Origin of the sequence: Psychrobacter sp. AOP7-B1-25 (assembly GCF_052376195.1) — a bacterium.
Lineage (GTDB): Bacteria > Pseudomonadota > Gammaproteobacteria > Pseudomonadales > Moraxellaceae > Psychrobacter.
On record NZ_JBQSVK010000017.1, the window covers coordinates 1 to 17,994 of the forward strand.

Annotated in this window: 15 protein-coding genes; 11 read left to right on the forward strand and 4 right to left on the reverse strand. The window is 43.7% G+C overall.

Annotated elements, in window-relative coordinates; genetic code table 11:
• On the reverse strand, positions 1-767 hold a 767-nt coding region (locus ACT3QR_RS11660), incomplete at its 3' end, for a DJ-1/PfpI family protein (protein WP_444521497.1).
• A 181-nt stretch (positions 768-948) separates the two neighbouring features.
• Between ACT3QR_RS11660 and ACT3QR_RS11665 the strand changes: the two genes are divergently transcribed.
• The 9 genes from ACT3QR_RS11665 to arfB all read left to right on the forward strand — a co-directional run bounded on the left by ACT3QR_RS11665 (position 949) and on the right by arfB (position 10,697).
• The gene (locus tag ACT3QR_RS11665; protein WP_444521498.1) at positions 949-2,754 is read left to right on the forward strand and encodes an acyl-CoA dehydrogenase; all 1,806 of its coding nucleotides are present in this window, start codon (positions 949-951) and stop codon (positions 2,752-2,754) included.
• 34 nt (positions 2,755-2,788) lie between these two features.
• A complete protein-coding gene (locus tag ACT3QR_RS11670; protein ID WP_444521499.1) occupies positions 2,789-3,796 on the forward strand; it encodes an NADP-dependent oxidoreductase in 1,008 nt (335 codons plus the stop codon).
• A gap of 3 nt (positions 3,797-3,799) precedes the next feature.
• Positions 3,800-4,582: an SDR family NAD(P)-dependent oxidoreductase gene (locus tag ACT3QR_RS11675; RefSeq protein ID WP_444521500.1), complete on the forward strand. Its 783-nt coding sequence runs from the start codon at positions 3,800-3,802 to the stop codon at positions 4,580-4,582.
• Positions 4,583-4,727: 145 nt separating this feature from the next.
• The gene (locus tag ACT3QR_RS11680; protein ID WP_444521501.1) at positions 4,728-5,492 is read left to right on the forward strand and encodes an SDR family oxidoreductase; all 765 of its coding nucleotides are present in this window, start codon (positions 4,728-4,730) and stop codon (positions 5,490-5,492) included.
• A gap of 236 nt (positions 5,493-5,728) precedes the next feature.
• Positions 5,729-6,571 carry an HpcH/HpaI aldolase/citrate lyase family protein gene (locus tag ACT3QR_RS11685; protein ID WP_444521502.1) on the forward strand — a complete coding sequence of 281 codons (843 nt, stop codon included), beginning with the start codon at positions 5,729-5,731 and terminating at the stop codon, positions 6,569-6,571.
• A gap of 137 nt (positions 6,572-6,708) precedes the next feature.
• Entirely contained in the window at positions 6,709-8,058 is a 1,350-nt protein-coding gene (locus ACT3QR_RS11690; protein ID WP_444521503.1) for an efflux RND transporter periplasmic adaptor subunit, read from the forward strand.
• Positions 8,055-9,278: an ABC transporter permease gene (locus ACT3QR_RS11695; RefSeq protein ID WP_444521504.1), complete on the forward strand. Its 1,224-nt coding sequence runs from the start codon at positions 8,055-8,057 to the stop codon at positions 9,276-9,278. Before ACT3QR_RS11690 ends, ACT3QR_RS11695 begins: the two co-directional genes overlap by 4 nt.
• The gene (locus tag ACT3QR_RS11700) at positions 9,271-9,996 is read left to right on the forward strand and encodes an ABC transporter ATP-binding protein (RefSeq protein ID WP_444521505.1); all 726 of its coding nucleotides are present in this window, start codon (positions 9,271-9,273) and stop codon (positions 9,994-9,996) included. The genes ACT3QR_RS11695 and ACT3QR_RS11700 overlap by 8 nt, the downstream gene beginning before the upstream one ends.
• 287 nt (positions 9,997-10,283) lie before the next feature.
• The gene (gene arfB, locus ACT3QR_RS11705; RefSeq protein ID WP_444521506.1) at positions 10,284-10,697 is read left to right on the forward strand and encodes an alternative ribosome rescue aminoacyl-tRNA hydrolase ArfB; all 414 of its coding nucleotides are present in this window, start codon (positions 10,284-10,286) and stop codon (positions 10,695-10,697) included.
• A gap of 156 nt (positions 10,698-10,853) precedes the next feature.
• Here arfB and ACT3QR_RS11710 read toward each other — a convergent pair whose 3' ends face one another.
• From ACT3QR_RS11710 to ACT3QR_RS11720, 3 genes are all read right to left on the reverse strand, one after another.
• Positions 10,854-12,752 (reverse strand): autotransporter domain-containing protein, encoded by a 1,899-nt coding sequence (locus tag ACT3QR_RS11710; RefSeq protein ID WP_444521507.1) that lies wholly within the window; start codon positions 12,750-12,752, stop codon positions 10,854-10,856.
• Between the two features lie 272 nt (positions 12,753-13,024).
• A complete protein-coding gene (locus ACT3QR_RS11715) occupies positions 13,025-14,305 on the reverse strand; it encodes an MFS transporter (RefSeq protein ID WP_444521508.1) in 1,281 nt (426 codons plus the stop codon).
• A 370-nt stretch (positions 14,306-14,675) separates the two neighbouring features.
• A complete protein-coding gene (locus ACT3QR_RS11720; RefSeq protein WP_444521509.1) occupies positions 14,676-15,875 on the reverse strand; it encodes a sugar transporter in 1,200 nt (399 codons plus the stop codon).
• Between the two features lie 278 nt (positions 15,876-16,153).
• Here ACT3QR_RS11720 and acuR point away from each other — a divergent pair, with 278 nt between their 5' ends.
• Both acuR and acuI read left to right on the forward strand, forming a co-directional pair.
• Positions 16,154-16,786: an acrylate utilization transcriptional regulator AcuR gene (gene acuR / locus ACT3QR_RS11725; protein WP_444521510.1), complete on the forward strand. Its 633-nt coding sequence runs from the start codon at positions 16,154-16,156 to the stop codon at positions 16,784-16,786.
• Between the two features lie 79 nt (positions 16,787-16,865).
• A complete protein-coding gene (gene acuI / locus ACT3QR_RS11730) occupies positions 16,866-17,849 on the forward strand; it encodes an acrylyl-CoA reductase (NADPH) (RefSeq protein WP_444521511.1) in 984 nt (327 codons plus the stop codon).
• Positions 17,850-17,994 lie beyond the last annotated feature (145 nt).

A 17,994-nucleotide genomic window follows, 5' to 3' on the forward strand; every position in this document is an offset into this window, starting at 1 on the left:
GCTAGTCTGCTAACCTGCAAAGAATGCTGGAAGTTCTCTTCGATATATTCTTGTACTTGTTTGATTACGTGGTCTGAATGTGGTTTATGCAAGGTCACATTGGTATAGCTGTTTTGACTGCCTCGTTTGCTATCGATAATCTGGGTTTTTGCCACTTGGGTAGAAATCTCACGTCCGCAGTAACGTTCAATCAACAGTAACCCCAAATCATAAAAAGCACTACCGCCTGCTGCACAGAATATATTGCCTGATTGATTGGTGAACTCGCTTCTGGAATGGGTCACAAACTGATTTTCTTGTAAGTCCACCAATGGAAAGTCTGCCTTAAACTTATTGGCATAGCCCCAGTGAGTGGTGGCTATCTTATGATCTAACAATCCCGCCTTTGCCAAAAAAAATGCACCACTACAGTTACTTGCTATATCTGCCTTGGTATTCGCAAGCCGTACTAAGTGTGGCAATAGCTCACTGTTTTGTTTCAACACTTTATCAATAGAATCTCCAATGGTGGGTACAAGCAATAAGTCGCACTCTGTTACGTCCCTGATATCGCAGTGGGCCTGCATGATTAGCCGATTGCTGCACCTAATATCACCACCACCCAAGCTTGCGATCTGTACATTAAATCGTGGTTCTACAGATTCATTTGAAAAGCGTTGCCAGCTGACTCCTGTGAATGAAAACAAGTCCAATGCGCCAGAGAGTACACTGCCGAGAACGCCATCGAATCCAAGAATAATCATTTTAAAAGGTTTGAAATAGGGCATAAGTCACTCGTTTCCTTTGCTGTACTTACCAAAACAGCCATTATTTGGTCAATTTTAGCCAATTACATACTCTCTTAATGTCTTATTTGACCATAATTATGTCATAAATGACAATACGGACATGTATCAAATTAGACTAATATCAATTGATAACCACATTTAATCAGTTAACGAGAATACTATGGCCGCAGATACCCTCCTAAACGATTTCGAATTACCGTTCCAATTGTATGACGTGCTAGGTACAGAAACACTGACCGAGCATGCAAAATTTTCAGAGCATAGCCGCGAGACATTTGATGCTGTGCTGGAGACAGCAAATAAGATTGCGACAGATTTGTTTTTGCCACACAACCATATTGCAGATAAGAACGAGCCGCAGTTTGATGGTAAAAAAGTCAGCATGCTAAACGATGTAAAAGTCGCCTTTGATGCGTTCCGTGAGTCCGGTTTTATCGCAGGTCGTTACAGCTTCGAAGACGGTGGCATGCAATTGCCTGAAACGGTTATGACAGCCGTGGCAGGTTATTTTATGGCAGCCAACCCATCAACGACTGCCTATCCATTTTTGACCACAGCGGCCATTAACGTTATCTCACACTTTGCTAGTGACGAGATTAAAGCAGCATTTATGCCGCGCATGCTAACAGGTGAGTTCACCGGCACCATGGCACTGACCGAGCCGCATGCTGGTTCATCACTTGCCGATATCAAAACCATCGCTTTAAAACAAGATGATGGCTCGTACCGTGTCAAAGGTAGCAAGATTTATATTTCAGCAGGTGATCATGAGTTGTCTGACAATATCGTGCATCTAGTATTAGCCAAAGTGCCCGGTGGTCCAGGCGGCGTCAAAGGTATCTCTTTATTTGCGGTGCCTAAGTATCGCTTAAACGATGATTTGTCTGTTGGCGAGCGCAACGATGTACATCTAACTGGCCTGATTCATAAGCTTGGTTATAGGGGTGCAACTTCTACCGCCTTGAGCTTTGGCGATGAAGGTGACTGTCATGGTTATTTAATCGGCGAAGAACATTTCGGTTTGCGTTATATGTTCAAAATGATGAATGAAGCGCGTATCGCAGTTGGTTTCGGTGCTTCTATGATTGGCTATCGCGGCTATCAGTATTCGCTAGATTATGCCAAAGACCGTACACAAGGTCGCATCGAGCCAAATAATAAGCCTGAAGATGATGCAACGGCTATTATTCAGCATGGTGACGTAAAGCGCATGCTACTGGCGCAAAAAGCCTACTCAGAAGGTGGCATCTCATTGTGCTTATACGGCTCAAACCTCATTGACCGTATCAATACTTGTGAAGACGAGACGCTAAAAAACGAGCTAACAGAATTATTAGATCTGCTAACGCCAGTGCTAAAAGCATGGCCATCTGAATATGGCCCGAAAGCCAACGATTTAGGTATTCAAGTATTGGGCGGCGCAGGCTATACGCGTGAATATCAAGCTGAGCAGTTTTGGCGTGATAACCGTCTAAATCCTATTCATGAAGGTACAAATGGTGTGCAGGCGCTAGATTTGTCATTCCGTAAGTTATGGCAAAAAGGTGGTCTTGGTATTCAGATTCTAAAACGTGAGATTACACAAGATTTAGAAAGCATCACTACGCCTGAGAGCGCACAGCTTGCAGGTAAGCTAATGCCTTATATGGGTCAGTTGCATGAAGTGCTTGTGCATTTAGGCAAAGTTCTACAGACAGAAGAAGCACTGACCCTGACTGGTAACGCTCAAGCGCTGATGAACATTTTTGCCTCAATTGTATTGAGCTGGATTTGGATTCGCCAAGCCAGTAAAGCTGAGCAGCTATTAAGTACGACGCAAGATGTTGAGCAGCAGAATTTTTATAAAGGCAAGATACAAGCGGCCAAATACTTTATCGATTGGGAACTACCATTAGTTAAACGTGACATCGAAATTTTAACCAATACCAACTCGGTTTGCACTGATATGCAAGCGGATTGGTTCTAAAGACGACTCTAAAAGCAACTCTAAGGAAAGAGACATGACAGCAATAAATAAACAATGGCGATTAAAGGCAAGACCTGTTGGCGCGCCTAGTGCTGAGACTTGGGATTACACTGAGACAGAAGTTCCTACTATTACCGATGGTCAGCTACTGATTAAGGTTGAATACATCTCTATCGATCCAGCAATGCGTGGCTGGCTAAATGATGCCAAATCTTATATCGCACCAGTACAAATTGGTGAAGTTATGCGCGCCGGCACTGTGGGCGAAGTGATTGAAAGTAAGCATGAGAAATTTGCCGTTGGAGATTATGTCGCAGGTCACGATGGCGTGCAGTCATATGCCGTCAGTAATGGTACTAATCTGCATAAAGTTGATCCAAGCTTAGCACCACTTTCTTACTACTTAGGCGTACTAGGTATGCCAGGTATGACAGGGTATTTCGGTCTTCTAAAAACAGGTCAGCCAAAAGCAGGCGAAACGGTAGTAGTGTCAGGAGCTGCTGGTGCCGTTGGTAGCTTGGTTGGTCAGATTGCCAAAATTAAAGGCTGCCGCGTTGTTGGTATTGCGGGCGGCGCTGAGAAATGCAAATTCTTAGTCGATGAGCTTGGGTTTGATGCAACGATTGATTACAAAAACGAAGATGTCAAAAAAGCACTGAAAAAAACTTGTCCAGACGGTGTCGATGTGTACTTTGATAATGTAGGCGGTGATATCTTAAATGATGTGCTTACTCAGATTAATCTACATGCGCGTATCGTTATTTGTGGTGCGATTAGTCAGTACAACAACACTACAGAAGTAAAAGGTCCATCGAACTATTTATCATTACTCGTAAACCGTGCTCGTATGGAAGGCATTGTGGTGTTCGATAATATCAAAGAATATCCAATCGCCATGAAAGAGATTGCTGGCTGGATTCATTCAGGTGATATGAAAGTAAAAGATCATATCGTTGAGGGTATCGAGACGTTCCCTGATACTTTGATGATGCTCTTTAACGGTGAAAACTTCGGCAAACTAGTACTTAAGGTAGAGGGATAGATCATGACACTGAATACAAACGGAATTGCATCAGATGTGGCTGGCAAACGAATTTTGATCACGGGTGGTGCATCAGGCATCGGTGCAGCAAGTGCGCTATTGCTTGCCAGTCGCGGCGCTAAAGTTGTCATTGGTGATATGGCAGAAGAGATGGGAGAGGCGGTTGCCAAACAAGGTCAAGATGCTGGCAATAGTATTGCCTTCAAAAAAGTGGACGTGACTAGCGGTGATGAAGTACGCGCGTTATTTGACTTTGCAGTGGAGACGCTTGGTGGCCTAGATGTTGTGATAAACAATGCTGGTATCGATCACAAGCCTTCACCCATGCATGAGCTGAGCGAAGAGGAATTTGATCGCAATATCGCCGTGAATTTAAAAGGTGTCTGGCACTGTATGCGTGCAGCCGTAAAATGTATGCTACCCAATGGCGGTGGCCATGTGATCAATGTGGCATCTATTGCAGGCCTACGTTCAGCGCCGATGATATCAGCTTATAGTGCGGCCAAACATGGGGTGATGGGGCTTACTAAATCTGCTGCCCATGAATATGCCCGCGCCAATATCCGCTTCAATGCGGTATGTCCAAGCTTTATTGATACACCAATGGTCCGTAATACCATGGCGACCATGGATGAGCGTACGCAGCAAGCAACAATTAAGGCCAGTCCGCTACGCCGATTAGGAAACGTGAATGAAATTTCTAATGCGATTGCGTGGCTTGCCAGCGATGAAAGCAGCTTCATGAATGGTCATGCCTTTACCTTAGATGGTGGTATGCTAGCGTAACCGCGATCGTTGAGTGCTCCTTGTTCAATTGGCTAGTGCGCGATAATCGCTGTTATATCTAACAGCGATTATCTGTCTTCAATGGTTCAGTAGTGCTTAGAAACGAATACTCAAAAATAGACAATTTATAAAAGTATAAGGAATAATGATGAAAGATTTATTTGATTTAACCGGTAAGGTTGCTCTAGTAACGGGTGCCAGCCGTGGTATTGGTGAGTCTATTGCTCGTCTATTGGCATCTAGAGGCGCACATGTGATTGTCTCTAGCCGTAAAATTGATGCTTGCCAAGCAGTCGCTGATAGCATTAAAGCTGATGGTCATAAAGCTAGTGCTTTTGCTTGTCACGTAGGTGAAATGGAGCAAATTGATGCGATTTTTGAGCATATTAAAAGTGAATTTGGTCAAATTGATATCCTAGTCAATAACGCTGCCGCCAACCCGTACTATGGTCATATCTTAGATACAGACTTAGCCGCTTTTGATAAAACGGTTGAAGTTAATATCCGTGGTTACTTCTTTATGTCGACGGCTGCTGGCAAAATGATGAAAGAGCAAGGTGGCGGTGTCATTTTAAATACCGCATCAGTCAATGGATTAGTAGCGGGTGATAAGCAAGGCATCTACTCAATCACCAAAGCTGCAGTCATCAGCATGACCAAAGCCTTTGCCAAAGAATGTGGCCCACTCAATATTCGAGTCAATGCGCTATTACCGGGCCTAACAGATACCAAGTTTGCTTCTGCATTGACAACCAATGACAAAGTCTTAAATATGGCACTGCATGCTATTCCGCTAGGGCGCGTTGCAAATCCTGATGAAATGGCTGGCACAGTGTTGTACTTAGTATCTGACGCTTCAAGCTATACCACAGGCGCGACTATCGTTGTCGATGGTGGTATGTTGGCTTAATCGCTAATCTATGGAACGGCTACATAAGAAAGTCACGATCAATAACCGCATGAGATTAAATTCCATGCGGTTTTTTTTGATTTGTTTTTGTGATGAAATGTCTAAATACTCTTGGTTTTTCACTAACAAATAAATTGCTAATTTTAAATGAGCATCAGCTGTATAGTGGCATAATATAGATGCTAAAAGTCGCTTGGATAGTATAAAGTCACTTGGGCAATATAATGGAGTTACGCATGGATTCAGTTGTTAATCAAAAAATAAAAACGATTTCTCAAAATAAAACATGGTTGTTTGTACCAGCGACTCGCATTGATAGAGTAGCCAAAGCCTTTGCTAGTGGGGCAGACGCAGTTATTGTCGATTTAGAGGATGCCGTTGCGCCAGAAGATAAAGCATCCGCACGTGAAGCATTGCAGCAATATCATAACAGTGCTGACTATCAGCCAGTTTGGGTTCGCATTAATAAGGCAAGTAGCGAAGCGTTCTTTAAAGATATAGTGCTCTGTCAGACGATGCCTAATCTGGCTGGCGTATTGTTGGCCAAAGCTGAGGAAGCGTCCGATATAGAGAGTGTACATCAGCTGACCAATTTACCCGTGATTACATTGATTGAGAGTGCTATTGGATTGTATAAACTCGATAGTATGGCAAAAGCAGTCGGCTTGGCCGCATTCAGTTATGGATTTCTAGATTTGTGCAACGATTTGCAAGTACAAGTAGCAACGCCTGCCGCAGATATCATCGCTAATCAAATCCGCTATCAACTAATCCTGACGTCAAAAGTGCACCAATTATCGCCGCCTATCGATACCATTTATCCTAACTTCAATAATGAAGTAGGGTTGATCAGTCGAGTGCAGTTATGGTCACAGATGGGAATGTCAGGGATGCTTTGTATTCACCCCAAGCAGGTAGCAATCGTGCAAAAAGCATTACAACCGACAGATGAGGCACTGTTATTTGCTCAGCGTGTGGTCGAGGAGTATGAGCGCAGCGGGCAGGCAGTTTTTAAGATAGATGAAGAGATGGTTGATGCGCCAGTGATTGAGCGTTGTCGTCAACTATTAGATAAGTAGGTAAACTTTGTTAAATCAACACTATTATTATTGATATAATGATTTTATCACTCGATATTATTTTGTATAGAATATTTCTACATAGATTATATTGCCCGTCAGTATGAGACGCTCTTACTCAAAATCGGAGAAGTTCATTGCGCGCTATCAACTATAAGTATTTGATTGTGATTTTGCTGCTAATAGTTGCAGTTGGTTTTGTTATATTTCGTGCATGGCGAGGCCCACTATTACCTAGCTATACCATCACCCCTATGCTGCTCGTGCAAACAGTGGTTGCAACTGGACGTGTCGTGACGACATCACGCACGCAAATCGGTAGTGAGGTGACCGGAGTGGTGCTTGAGCGCTTGGTACAAGAAGGTGACCAAGTAGCAAAAGGTGACTTATTATTGGTACTCAGCTCAGACGATGTGGCTGCACAAGTACGTCAAGTAGAGGCTGAACTGGCTGAGCTAGTGAGCAGTAGACGCCCACAAGCCATGGTAGAGCTATCCAAAGCTGAAGTGCAGCTGGCACAAGCGACTCGTGATGTGGCACGTCGCCGTGAGTTGGCAGCGATTTCAGCCATCTCGGATGAAGAGTTGGAGCAAGCAAAACAGGCACAAAGCCAAGCAGGTAACGACCTAAAAGCTGCGCGTCTAAGAGTTAAGGCATTAGCCGCTGGCGGTGTTGAAGAAGTGTTAATACGTGAGCGTATCGCGGTATTGCAAGCTCAGCTCGATAAGACTAAAGTACGTAGCAAGGTAGCTGGCACGGTACTCACACGTGATGTCGAACCAGGTGACTTGGTACAGCCAAGCAAAACATTATTCACCATCGCGCTTGCTGGCAATACAGAAATTCATGTGCCGCTTGATGAGCGCAACTTATCACGTTTGGCATTAGAGCAAGAGGCAGTCGCTATTGCCGATGCTTATCCGGATCAGCCTTTTCCCACTCGTATTGATTTTATAGCGCCAAGTATTGATTCTGAGCGTGGTACGGTTGAAGTTAGACTGTCAGTTGATCCAGTGCCTGAGTCTTTACGGCAAGACATGACCGTTTCTGTGAATATCGAAACAGGTCGACGCGCACAAGCGTTGGTCATTCCGAATGATGCTTTAACAAATATTCAAAAAGATACAGCTCAAGTACGATTACTACGTGATGGCAAAGTACAACGTCAAAAAATAACGTTAGGGCTACGCGGCTTGGCAATGTCCGAAGTGGTTTCAGGATTAAGTGAGGGCGACCAAGTATTGGCTGATGCGACCTTGTCATTAGCCGATGGTGAGCGAGTACGCACGGAATCGAAAGAGATGCCGCTTGTTATTAGTAGCAATCTGACTAGCAGCGATTCGTCTAACAATGTTTTGAACAGCAATGCTTCGTCTAATAATCCTTCAAACAGCAATGCTTCTAAAAATAATGTTTCTAAAGATAAGGCTTCGAACAACCATGACGACTCAGCGGCTAGCGATAAAGCATCGGTGGCCACAACGTGAAAATATTTTTTGGGCGACTATGGATCAATGCCGTCATTGCGCTCAGTTTTTTGCGTGAAGGGCGGGTACAGTCACTGATGATCACTGTGGGTGTGGCCATCGGTGTGGCTGTTATTGTATTTATCACAGCCTTGATTCAAGGTTTACAGACCAATCTGATTGATAGCACGCTTGGTAGTCAATCCCACATTCAATTGGTATCGCCAGATGAAACAAACCTAGTGGCACCAGTAGCAGCGGGTACCGTACAGCTGGTGCAAGAAGACAAGCGCCCTCAGCGGTTACGATCTATCAATAACTGGCAGCAGATTACCGATACTCTTGATCAACTGCCATTTTTGACGGCAGTTTCACCTGTGGTATCAGGGCCTGCGTTCGTTCGGCGAGGAGAAGCCTTAGAGTCGGTGGTCTTGATCGGTACTGAGCTTGAGCGTTACCAAAAAATCATACCGCTTGACGAGTATCTAATCAGTGGCGATCTGCGAATCGGTGCTGATAATGTGCTCATCGGTAGCGAGCTTGCCAAAAATCTCGGTGTGCAAGTGGGTAGCAAGCTGCGATTAGATACAGGTCAGCAGGACAATACTGTGGTAAATGTGGCTGGTATATTTGAATTGGGTGTTCGAGAGCTGGACGCGCGTTATGTCTATCTAGATTTAAAACAAGCACAATCATTATTAAGCCTACCAGGCGGCGTTACGGTGATAGATCTGACGGTTGCAGATATTTTTGAGGCAGACAATATCGCTGAACAAGTAGGGCGATTGACATCGCTACAGGCAGAGAGTTGGATTGAGACCAACGCCCAATTAATGAGTGGTCTTTCAGCGCAGAGCTTATCTACCAATATGATTATTGTATTTGTGGGTATTTCAGTCGCCTTTGGCATTGCGAGCGTACTATCCGTCAGTGTGGTACAGCGTACTCGAGAAATTGGGATTTTGCGTGCAATTGGTGCCACTCGTCAGCAGATATTATGGATATTTTTGATTCAGGGCGCTGTGTTTGGTTTGCTAGGATCTGTTTTGGGTAGTGTGGTGAGTTATGTGCTGGTGTGGGCATTTAACACTTTTGGCCCAAGTTTGTTTTATATTCCAGTGTCTATAGAGCTTGTCTTGCTGGCTATGTTGCTAGCGACGTTAACCGGTATATTGGCAGCGGCGATACCAGCGCGCCGAGCTGCCGCATTGGACCCAGTGGTGGCTATTCGTTATGTCTAATAATAACTCTCATGAAGTGCTGCGTTTAGAGGCGCTAAAAAAATCTTATAACATCGGCCAGCCCAATGAGATTGAGGTGCTACATGGTATCGATTTACGTATCGATAATGATGACTTTGCGGCGCTAATTGGGCCTTCTGGCTCTGGCAAAAGCACCCTATTGAATGTGCTTGGTTTACTGGATACACCTACTAGTGGTGAACTGTATCTACTCGGGCAGGCAACGAGCAAGATGGATGATGCTGGTCGCACGGCACTACGAGGTAATAGTATTGGCTTTGTTTTTCAGTTTCATCATCTTATTCAAGCATTTACTGCGTTAGATAACGTGTTAATGCCATTAATGCTGACCAAGGGTCGCCCGAATCAATCTGCCATACAAAAAGCGCGTGAGTTACTGGCTTCAGTGGGTTTAGAGAAGTTCGCGAATACCAAACCAAATGAGCTTTCAGGTGGTCAGCAACAACGAGTGGCTATTGCTCGCGCACTGATAACTGAGCCTGCATTATTATTAGCGGATGAACCCACAGGTAATCTAGATACGGTAACGGCTGCCGAAGTGTTCGAGTTGTTTCGCAAAGTCAACCGCGAGCGTGATTGTGGTGTATTGCTAGTCACCCATGATCCACGTCTATCCGCATCCTGTGATCGGACTATCAATCTGGTAGACGGTCTTATCGAAAGCGATTCGCTAAATGTTAAAAAATCTGAATCCTAATAATTCAAAGTAGAGCTACAAAAACTTTGCAAATATATCATCGTTATCTCTAATAGTAAGCGTCTAAAAGCTGTCGACGCACCAGTGGTTGAACGTTGTTGTCAACTGTTGGCAAAGTAGCAGACCAATCTATAGTCGGTTCAATATAACTTGGATATCAGGAAGCCGAGTGAAAGCATTACAAGCAGTATACTAAGCGAGACTGACACCGTACCTAATTTATAGAGGGTTGACTATATGATGCTTTATCATGAACCATAGCCATTCATATTCGATAAAAGCACATTATGATTTTTATTAACAACAATATTAGCCTCAATGATAATGAGGTGGAAGTCAGCGCCATACGAGCGCAAGGCGCAGGTGGGCAGAATGTCAACAAAGTATCTTCTGCCATTCACCTGCGTTTTGATATCAATAACTCAAGTCTGAATGATGAGTACAAGCAGCGATTGCTAAATAGTAAAGACAGCCGAATAACCAAAGAAGGCGTGCTAATCATCAAGGCGCAGCAATTTCGAACACAAGAGCGCAACAAAATAGATGCACTTGAACGTTTGCAAAGCTTTATAACCAAAGCCACTTATATCAATAAAACCAGAAAGCCTACCAGGCCAAGTAGAAATGCCAAACGTAAACGAGTGGATAAAAAAACTCAGCGCGGCAAAACAAAGGCTTTGCGCGGTAAAGTGGACTTTTAGAGAATTTGCTATATTAGAGTTTGGTGTTGAGGAATTTTGTGGCAGCAAGTTTATAAAGTATCAGTGATAGTAGGTTAGGTTGTCGCAATTTTTAATTGTAAATCGGTATAGGCAATAGTTGGTTGCCTATACCGTTATTCTAGATTAACTATTTATTTAGAATGCACCATTAAGTCCAACGAATAAGCTGGTTGAATCGTCGTCATCACCTTGTGAATGTGTGACACCAGCATTGGCGTTCAATAGGCCAAAGCTTCTAGATAAGCCAAGTGTCATGGCAACATTATCATCATCAGTTTCGATGATAGGCGTTTCAAAGCTGATATTTGGTAGTGTATTCAAACGTGCGGTTACTGCTTCACGATTGTCACTTAGCTGCTTTTGGTAGTGAATATCACCAAATAAGTTTAGGTTCTCCGTTAAGGTATGATTGGCTTTGAGTCCAAGCTTGCCATATGTTGTAGAATATTTCTGCTCATCGAACTGCATGGCAACGCCAGACATTTCTTTTTCCTTGAGCCCATCAATTTTTATGCGGCTTGCTGTTGCACCAATATAAGGTGTGACGGCAATACTGCTCATTTGCATCGGATAGCCTGCCTGCAAGTTGGCATAATAGCGCTTACCATCAGCGTTTGATTTGAACTGCTGTCTGCTAGTGCCAAGCGTAACGGCGCGTGTGACATCAACTTCCATGTTGCCAAAGCCTGCCGCACTATTGATCTCTAAGCCACCAAATTTATTGCTATGATAGACACCGAAACCGACCTCTCCTAGATCGATGTTATCTAGACCAGTGTTAACACCTGAATTATCAAACTCTTTTTGAGTGATGTTACCGTATAAGCCTGTCACTGCATTGGCTGAGTTAGGATGAGCAAAATCCACACCAAGCAATACTTGGGTATTATCATCACCATCAAACCCTGCAATTTCTTGATTAGCGACTTCACCGACGGCCCATAGTGTACGGGCAGGTTTTTGATCACTGCTTTGGATTTGGTTGATGTGCGACTGTAAGAGCTCATTGGTTGCTAGTCCAGTTGTGGTCGCAATATGTGGTAAGACACCGATTCGGCTAGGTGCAGTAACGACAGCATTTGCATAGTCAGCAATCATTTGATGCGCTTTACCGGTTGGATGGATACCATCAGAAAAGAAGTAGGTTTCATTAGCATCTGTTTCTACGAGAGTGTCACGACCACAAGTTAGAGAGCTATTGTTGTCACCGCAGGCTTCATCGGTCACATTAGTAAAGCCATACTGAGCAGGCGACGCGGTGATCTCTCTTGTCAAGCTAAACATATCTAGCGGTATGATATTTGCTCCAGTATTTTCGGCGGCACTGAGCATGAATTGATTGTAGAGACTGGCCGCACCAGTTGCAGATGCTTGGGCTGTTAATGCATCTATAAGGTTTTGACCTTCTAGATCAGGGTCTGGGGTAAATCTAGGGGTTAGACCGACATCAGGAATATTGGGTACTAAAATATATTTAGCACCGTTGTCCTTTAATGTATTAATCGTTTCGGTCTGGCTAGCTACTGCCCCAAGTATGGTCGCTTGGGCATCAGTAGGATTTTCAGCCGCCGCAAGCAAGTCATTGGCACCTGCCCAAACGACATATAGGCCATTAGGGTCTACTTTGTTATTGGCAAGATAACTATCGACTTGGCTATTGGCAGAAGCTACTGGAATACCAAAAGCTGTGACATCTACACCTGCTCTTGCCCCGCCGATCGCATAGTTATTACCAGTTTGACTACCATCAAAAGTATTGGCGGTAGATGTTGTGCCCAGTTGCTCAGCGAATGAGGTCGCCCATGTATTGTCAGGATTGGTAGTGAACTGACCTGATTCTTCAAACCCTAGCGGTCCTTGAGTAAGGGGACTAAAATAGCCCCCATCGGTCAGGCTATCACCAAAAAAAGTAACGCTGTCATAGGCATTTGCGTGAGCAATACCAGCTATAGATAGGCTGATAGCCAGCATGCTTTTGGTAAAAGTTTTAAGAGTGTTATGGCTAATTTTAGAACGTGAGGTATTACGAGGCATAGTGACTTCCTTGTCAACAATGTAATAATTTATTAATCGAGTGTAACCACTTTTTAGAATGCTAGCAATCGTTTTGATTGCGAAATTTCAATAATCTGGCCTCACTTGAGTAAGTCTTTAGAGTATTAAAAAGTGCAGTAAATATTAAAAACTATACTATCTTACTAATATTATATTTTACGTACCTCTATACAGCGCTTTTATAGGTATTTAACTTTTATATGACTATTTATTCAGCATAGACATCAGTATCGACTTTATATCGACTAAAGCTAAGGTTGTTTCTGTGGGCGTAATAATAGAGCAAGTCCAAGTGCTACAAAGGCGGCGATACCAGATGTCATATAACTGATACTAAAGTCCCCAGTGATTTCTGCGAGATAGCCTGCTACTACTGGTCCGAGAGCTTGTCCTCCTGAAAACGCAAAAGTCAGCGCCGCGAGTGCGCTTGCTGCCGCCGCAGGCCCGAAGTAGTCTCCCGCTGAGGCAGACATAATAACAGGAACACTCCAAACCACTAAGCCAAACAGAATAATGGATGAATACAGTCCCAGACTCCAGTCAGTAAGCCCGACCAAAAGATAAGCGATAGCAAGGAAGAAGAAGGCCAATGCAAGACCAAGGCGTCTGCCAATATGATCAGAAATCCAGCCAAACAATATACCTGAGAACATGCTAAGTAACCCAATCCACGCCCAAATTTCACCTGCAGTCGCTTCATTTAATTGATACGAGCTAACCATACTGGTGACGATAAAGGTGACGTAAACCATGTAAGTGGCACCATAGATGGCAAAAATGATCCCCAAATGTACGAGCAGCTTAATATTACTACGTTCTAGCTTTTGATTGTTTTTAACAGGTAGTGTGGGTGTACGTCCAAAAGGGTCTTGGCTAACATCGTTTGGATGATTGCGAATCAACATAAAAGTAAGCCAAGCGACTGCAATGTTAATCACGGAAAAAATTAGCCAGCCTGTCTGCCAAGATAGTAGGCTAGAGATGGGTAATAGCCTGGGTACGACAAAGCCTGACAAAATGATACCAAATCCAGGCCCTGCCATGACTAACCCCAGAGCAAGACCGCGGTGCGAAGGAAAAAACCAATGCGACATGACACTCATCATTGGTAAAACTACGCCGCCACTACCGATACCCGTCAAGACATAGAGTGCACAAAGCATAGGAAAGTTTGTAGTAAAAGCCATACCGAGCATAGAGATGGCAATCAAGACAAGGTTTATCGTCGCAGTATTGCGGGTACCAAGCCGAGGTAGAACTAATGGGCTAAGCATAACTGCAACGAGATATCCTATTAGGTTAGCGAATCCCAATAGACCACTTTGTGTGTAACTTAATCCTAAAGAAGATGACATGGACGGTAGTAACATGCCAAATGCGAATCGACCTAATCCAAGTCCACAGAACATGGCTACAGATCCTGTCGCAGCAACGATCCAAGCGTAATGTAATCTGCCTAGTTTAAGGGGTGCAGTGTTATCTGAATTTCCTTGATCTGGACTGTCTTGTTGGCTCATTCCATCAGGCATCATGAATCTCCAATAAGTTGAAAGCTCACAATGCACGTCGTAAATAAATTTAGATCGTAGGCAACAACTTCCTTGTTTTGAATATTATCCATTTTACACTCATCCTTTTGTGCTTAGTATTTATCAACTTTTCGCTAAGTACGTTTATATCCTAAGTATACTTATGTCCAATAAAATTAGTATAGCTGTACATGAACGTCCGTTCAATGAGTGTGTAGAAAATCCTTGAAATGATTTATAGGCTACATTTTTGTATGTATACATAAAGAAAATGTCAGCCCATTTAGATGGCTGGCATTATTCTGCTTGTTACTTTCTGACGGTTACTTCTCGACTACTATTTTTTGGCTACACTTTAATATAGGCTTATTATTTAGCCAAGTCGCTTACTTAGTTCGGGAAAGCGCTTGATCATAAATAGCATTAAAAGTAACGCCACCACTGCGATGGCAGCACCCGTGTATCCTACGCTAGATAGTGATATGTGCGTCACGGCATAACCACCGAATAGTGCACCCGTACCAATTCCCAAATTAATAATACCTGAGAACATCGACATCAGCATGTCTTGCGCATTGACATCGACCATGATGACTTTGGCCTGCATTGAGATAATCAGTAGCATGAGCGCTGCACCCCAAAGCAAAGCGATAAAGCTGAGCGCCCATACAGAGGTCACTGCTAGCAATAGTGCAAGCATAGAGACAAGCATCAATATGGTCGATATCAGCATCAATTTGGTATTGAATTTGTCGCCCCAACGACTGAAAATTACACTACCTACAATTCCTGCTGCACCAAATAATAGAAGTACAAAAGTAGCAGCATTTTCACTGATATTACCGACTTGGCGCATAAATGGCTCTATATAAGAATAAGCTGTGTAGTGCGCTGTAAAGACCAATAAAATAAGCAGGTATAGACAGACCAATAATGGGTTTTTAAGTAGCTCTGGAATCTTTCTAAAGGACCCTTCAAACATACTCGGCAATGTTGGTAAGAGTCTCGCTTGTAGAATAAATACAACTAAGGCGATGACGCCAATACCGCCAAATGTCGCCCGCCAGCCAAACCATTGCCCAACCAAACGTCCTAGCGGTACACCTAACACCATTGCTAACGATGTACCAGTCGCCAGTACGCTAAGCGCCATGGCTTTTTTGCCTTCAGGTGCGACACGTATCGCGATTGCGGCTGTGATCGACCAAAATATCGCATGCGATAAGGCAATCCCAATCCGACTAATAAGCAGCACGTTAAAGCTCCACGCAAATACAGACAGTACGTGACTGGCAATGAAGACGGCAAAAAGCCCCAAGAGCAAGCGTTTGCGCTCAAATCGACTGGTCAGTAGCATTAGTGGTAATGACATCGCCGCGACAATCCAAGCATAGAGTGTCAACATCCAGCCAGTTTCTGCCGTCGTAATAGAGAAGTCTTGGGCAATGTCACTCAACAGCGCCACAGGAACAAATTCTGTGGTGTTCATAATAAAGGCACTAACGCCCATCAAAAATACTTGAAAATACTGAGTTCGGCGAGCGTTTGAGCTGGCTTCAAGGTTATGTGTCATAAAATCCAATACAGATGCAGATACTACGTGTGATAGGTCAAAGTGGGGCAGGTTTAATTAGAATACAAGAGTTGCGAGGCAAGATAGCAAGCCAACGTCGATCGTGAAAGATGTTTTTTGATAATGATTGTTAATCGAGCACTTGTTAGAAGGTTTTAAAGAGAAAGAGGCTACTGAGTAATAGCAAAAACAGTTAAACAATTACAGTGAATGCTGAATAAACAGACCTCTAAAAATAATCGATTGACATTAAAGACGATCGGTCATAATATCTATGAATGACAATTACTAAGCCAAAAGCCCGTCGAGGGCGTCCACCTAATGTTGAACGAGAGTTTACGGATACCCGTGAGGCTCTTTTAAGATCTGGGATGGAGATGCTGACAGAGCAGGGCTTTGCGACCACTGGTATTGATGCCATACTCAAACGCATCAATGTGCCTAAGGGCTCTTTCTACAATTACTTCAAAAATAAAGAAGCGTTTGGACAGGAAGTATTACGGCAGTACTCGTTGTATTTTGCTCGCAAGCTGGACCATTGTTTTTTAAACGAGCAAGTGTCTCCTATGCAGCGTATTAGTGACTTTGTTGAAGATGCTAAGTCAGGAATGATCAAGCATGAATTTCGACGTGGCTGTTTAGTAGGCAACTTGGGCCAAGAGATTGTTGTATTACCTGAGAGCTTTCGTTGTGAGCTAGAAGGTATATTGCTTGATTGGCAGAAGCGTTTAGCGGCTTGTTTGCGCCTAGCAGTGCAACAAGGGCAGATACATTCTAATAGTGATTGTGATGAGCTTGCTGCTTTCTTTTGGATTGGATGGGAAGGTGCGGTTTTGCGTGCTAAGTTGGTGCAAGATGTCAATCCGTTAGATACTTTTTTCCAAGGTTTTATAGCAGGAATACAGAAGTAATTTTTTATCTATATTTTTAGACGACCGGTCTAAATTATTTTTACTCATTTATAGACGATTGGTCTAAATAGGAGCGATTATGTTTAATGCAATATTAATTGAAAAAAATGACGGTGCTTATCAGTCTAATCTGACTGAGATACAGGACACGCAATTGCCAGAAGGGGATGTTACGGTTCGTGTGGCATATAGCACGCTCAACTACAAAGATGGATTGGCTATCACGGGTCGTAGCCCTGTGGTACGCACATTTCCTATGGTTCCAGGGATTGATTTAGCAGGCACTGTTGAAACAAGCAGCCATCCTCGCTACAAAGCTGGCGACAAGGTGTTGTTAAATGGTTGGAGCGTGGGTGAGAAATATTGGGGCGGACTGTCTCAAAAAGCACGGTTAAACGGTGACTGGCTTATCCCGCTTCCTGAATCGATGACTGAGCGTCAAGCGATGGCGATAGGCACCGCGGGATACACAGCGATGCTTTGTCTAATCGCATTAGAGCGTCATGGACTCACACCAGAGAATGGCGAAGTATTGGTGACTGGTGCCAATGGCGGCGTTGGTAGCTTTGCTATAGCGCTATTAGCAAACCAAGGTTACTCTGTTACCGCTTCCACGGGTCGCCTAGAGGAAGCAGAATACTTAAAAAACCTTGGTGCAACGACGATCATTGACCGTAATGAGCTGAGTAATCCAGGACGTGCGCTTGGTAAGGAGAGATGGGCCGCTGCAATTGATTCTGTTGGTAGTCATACGCTGGCCAACGTTTGTGCCAGTACGTGTGAGGATGGTTTAGTCGCTACCTGCGGACTGGCTCAAGGCATGGATTTCCCTGCTACTGTTGCTCCTTTTATTTTACGCGGTGTCAGCTTGCTTGGTATCAATAGCGTGACGCGACCTTACGATGAGCGCGTAGAAGCATGGCAGCGCTTGAGCACGAGTTTGGATATGACACAACTAGAAGCAATTACCAGAGAGATTGGTCTAAGCGAAGTCATTCCGACAGCCAGCGAGTTATTAGATGGTAAGGTGCGTGGTCGAATAGTTGTTGATGTTAACCGTTAGGTTAGCAAGCACATCCTTCAATGCTTTAATGTTGACGTTTTCAATATTTAGCTTCTTTTAGCATATGAATAAGCGATGCATGGATACGTTCAAATTTGAGTGACCAGAGTGAAAAATAATTATTCACAAACGGTCACAAATATCA

What these genes read in the sequence shown, in the direction of transcription:
- ACT3QR_RS11720 (WP_444521509.1), bottom strand. Translation starts at nt 15,875, where the DNA reads ATGACACATAACCTTGAAGCCAGCTCAAACGCTCGCCGAACTCAGTAT.
- ACT3QR_RS11670 (WP_444521499.1), top strand. Translation starts at nt 2,789, where the DNA reads ATGACAGCAATAAATAAACAATGGCGATTAAAGGCAAGACCTGTTGGC.
- acuI (WP_444521511.1), top strand. Translation starts at nt 16,866, where the DNA reads ATGTTTAATGCAATATTAATTGAAAAAAATGACGGTGCTTATCAGTCT.
- acuR (WP_444521510.1), top strand. Translation starts at nt 16,154, where the DNA reads ATGACAATTACTAAGCCAAAAGCCCGTCGAGGGCGTCCACCTAATGTT.
- ACT3QR_RS11665 (WP_444521498.1), top strand. Translation starts at nt 949, where the DNA reads ATGGCCGCAGATACCCTCCTAAACGATTTCGAATTACCGTTCCAATTG.
- ACT3QR_RS11715 (WP_444521508.1), bottom strand. Translation starts at nt 14,305, where the DNA reads ATGATGCCTGATGGAATGAGCCAACAAGACAGTCCAGATCAAGGAAAT.
- ACT3QR_RS11710 (WP_444521507.1), bottom strand. Translation starts at nt 12,752, where the DNA reads ATGCCTCGTAATACCTCACGTTCTAAAATTAGCCATAACACTCTTAAA.
- ACT3QR_RS11680 (WP_444521501.1), top strand. Translation starts at nt 4,728, where the DNA reads ATGATGAAAGATTTATTTGATTTAACCGGTAAGGTTGCTCTAGTAACG.
- ACT3QR_RS11685 (WP_444521502.1), top strand. Translation starts at nt 5,729, where the DNA reads ATGGATTCAGTTGTTAATCAAAAAATAAAAACGATTTCTCAAAATAAA.
- ACT3QR_RS11675 (WP_444521500.1), top strand. Translation starts at nt 3,800, where the DNA reads ATGACACTGAATACAAACGGAATTGCATCAGATGTGGCTGGCAAACGA.
- ACT3QR_RS11700 (WP_444521505.1), top strand. Translation starts at nt 9,271, where the DNA reads ATGTCTAATAATAACTCTCATGAAGTGCTGCGTTTAGAGGCGCTAAAA.
- arfB (WP_444521506.1), top strand. Translation starts at nt 10,284, where the DNA reads ATGATTTTTATTAACAACAATATTAGCCTCAATGATAATGAGGTGGAA.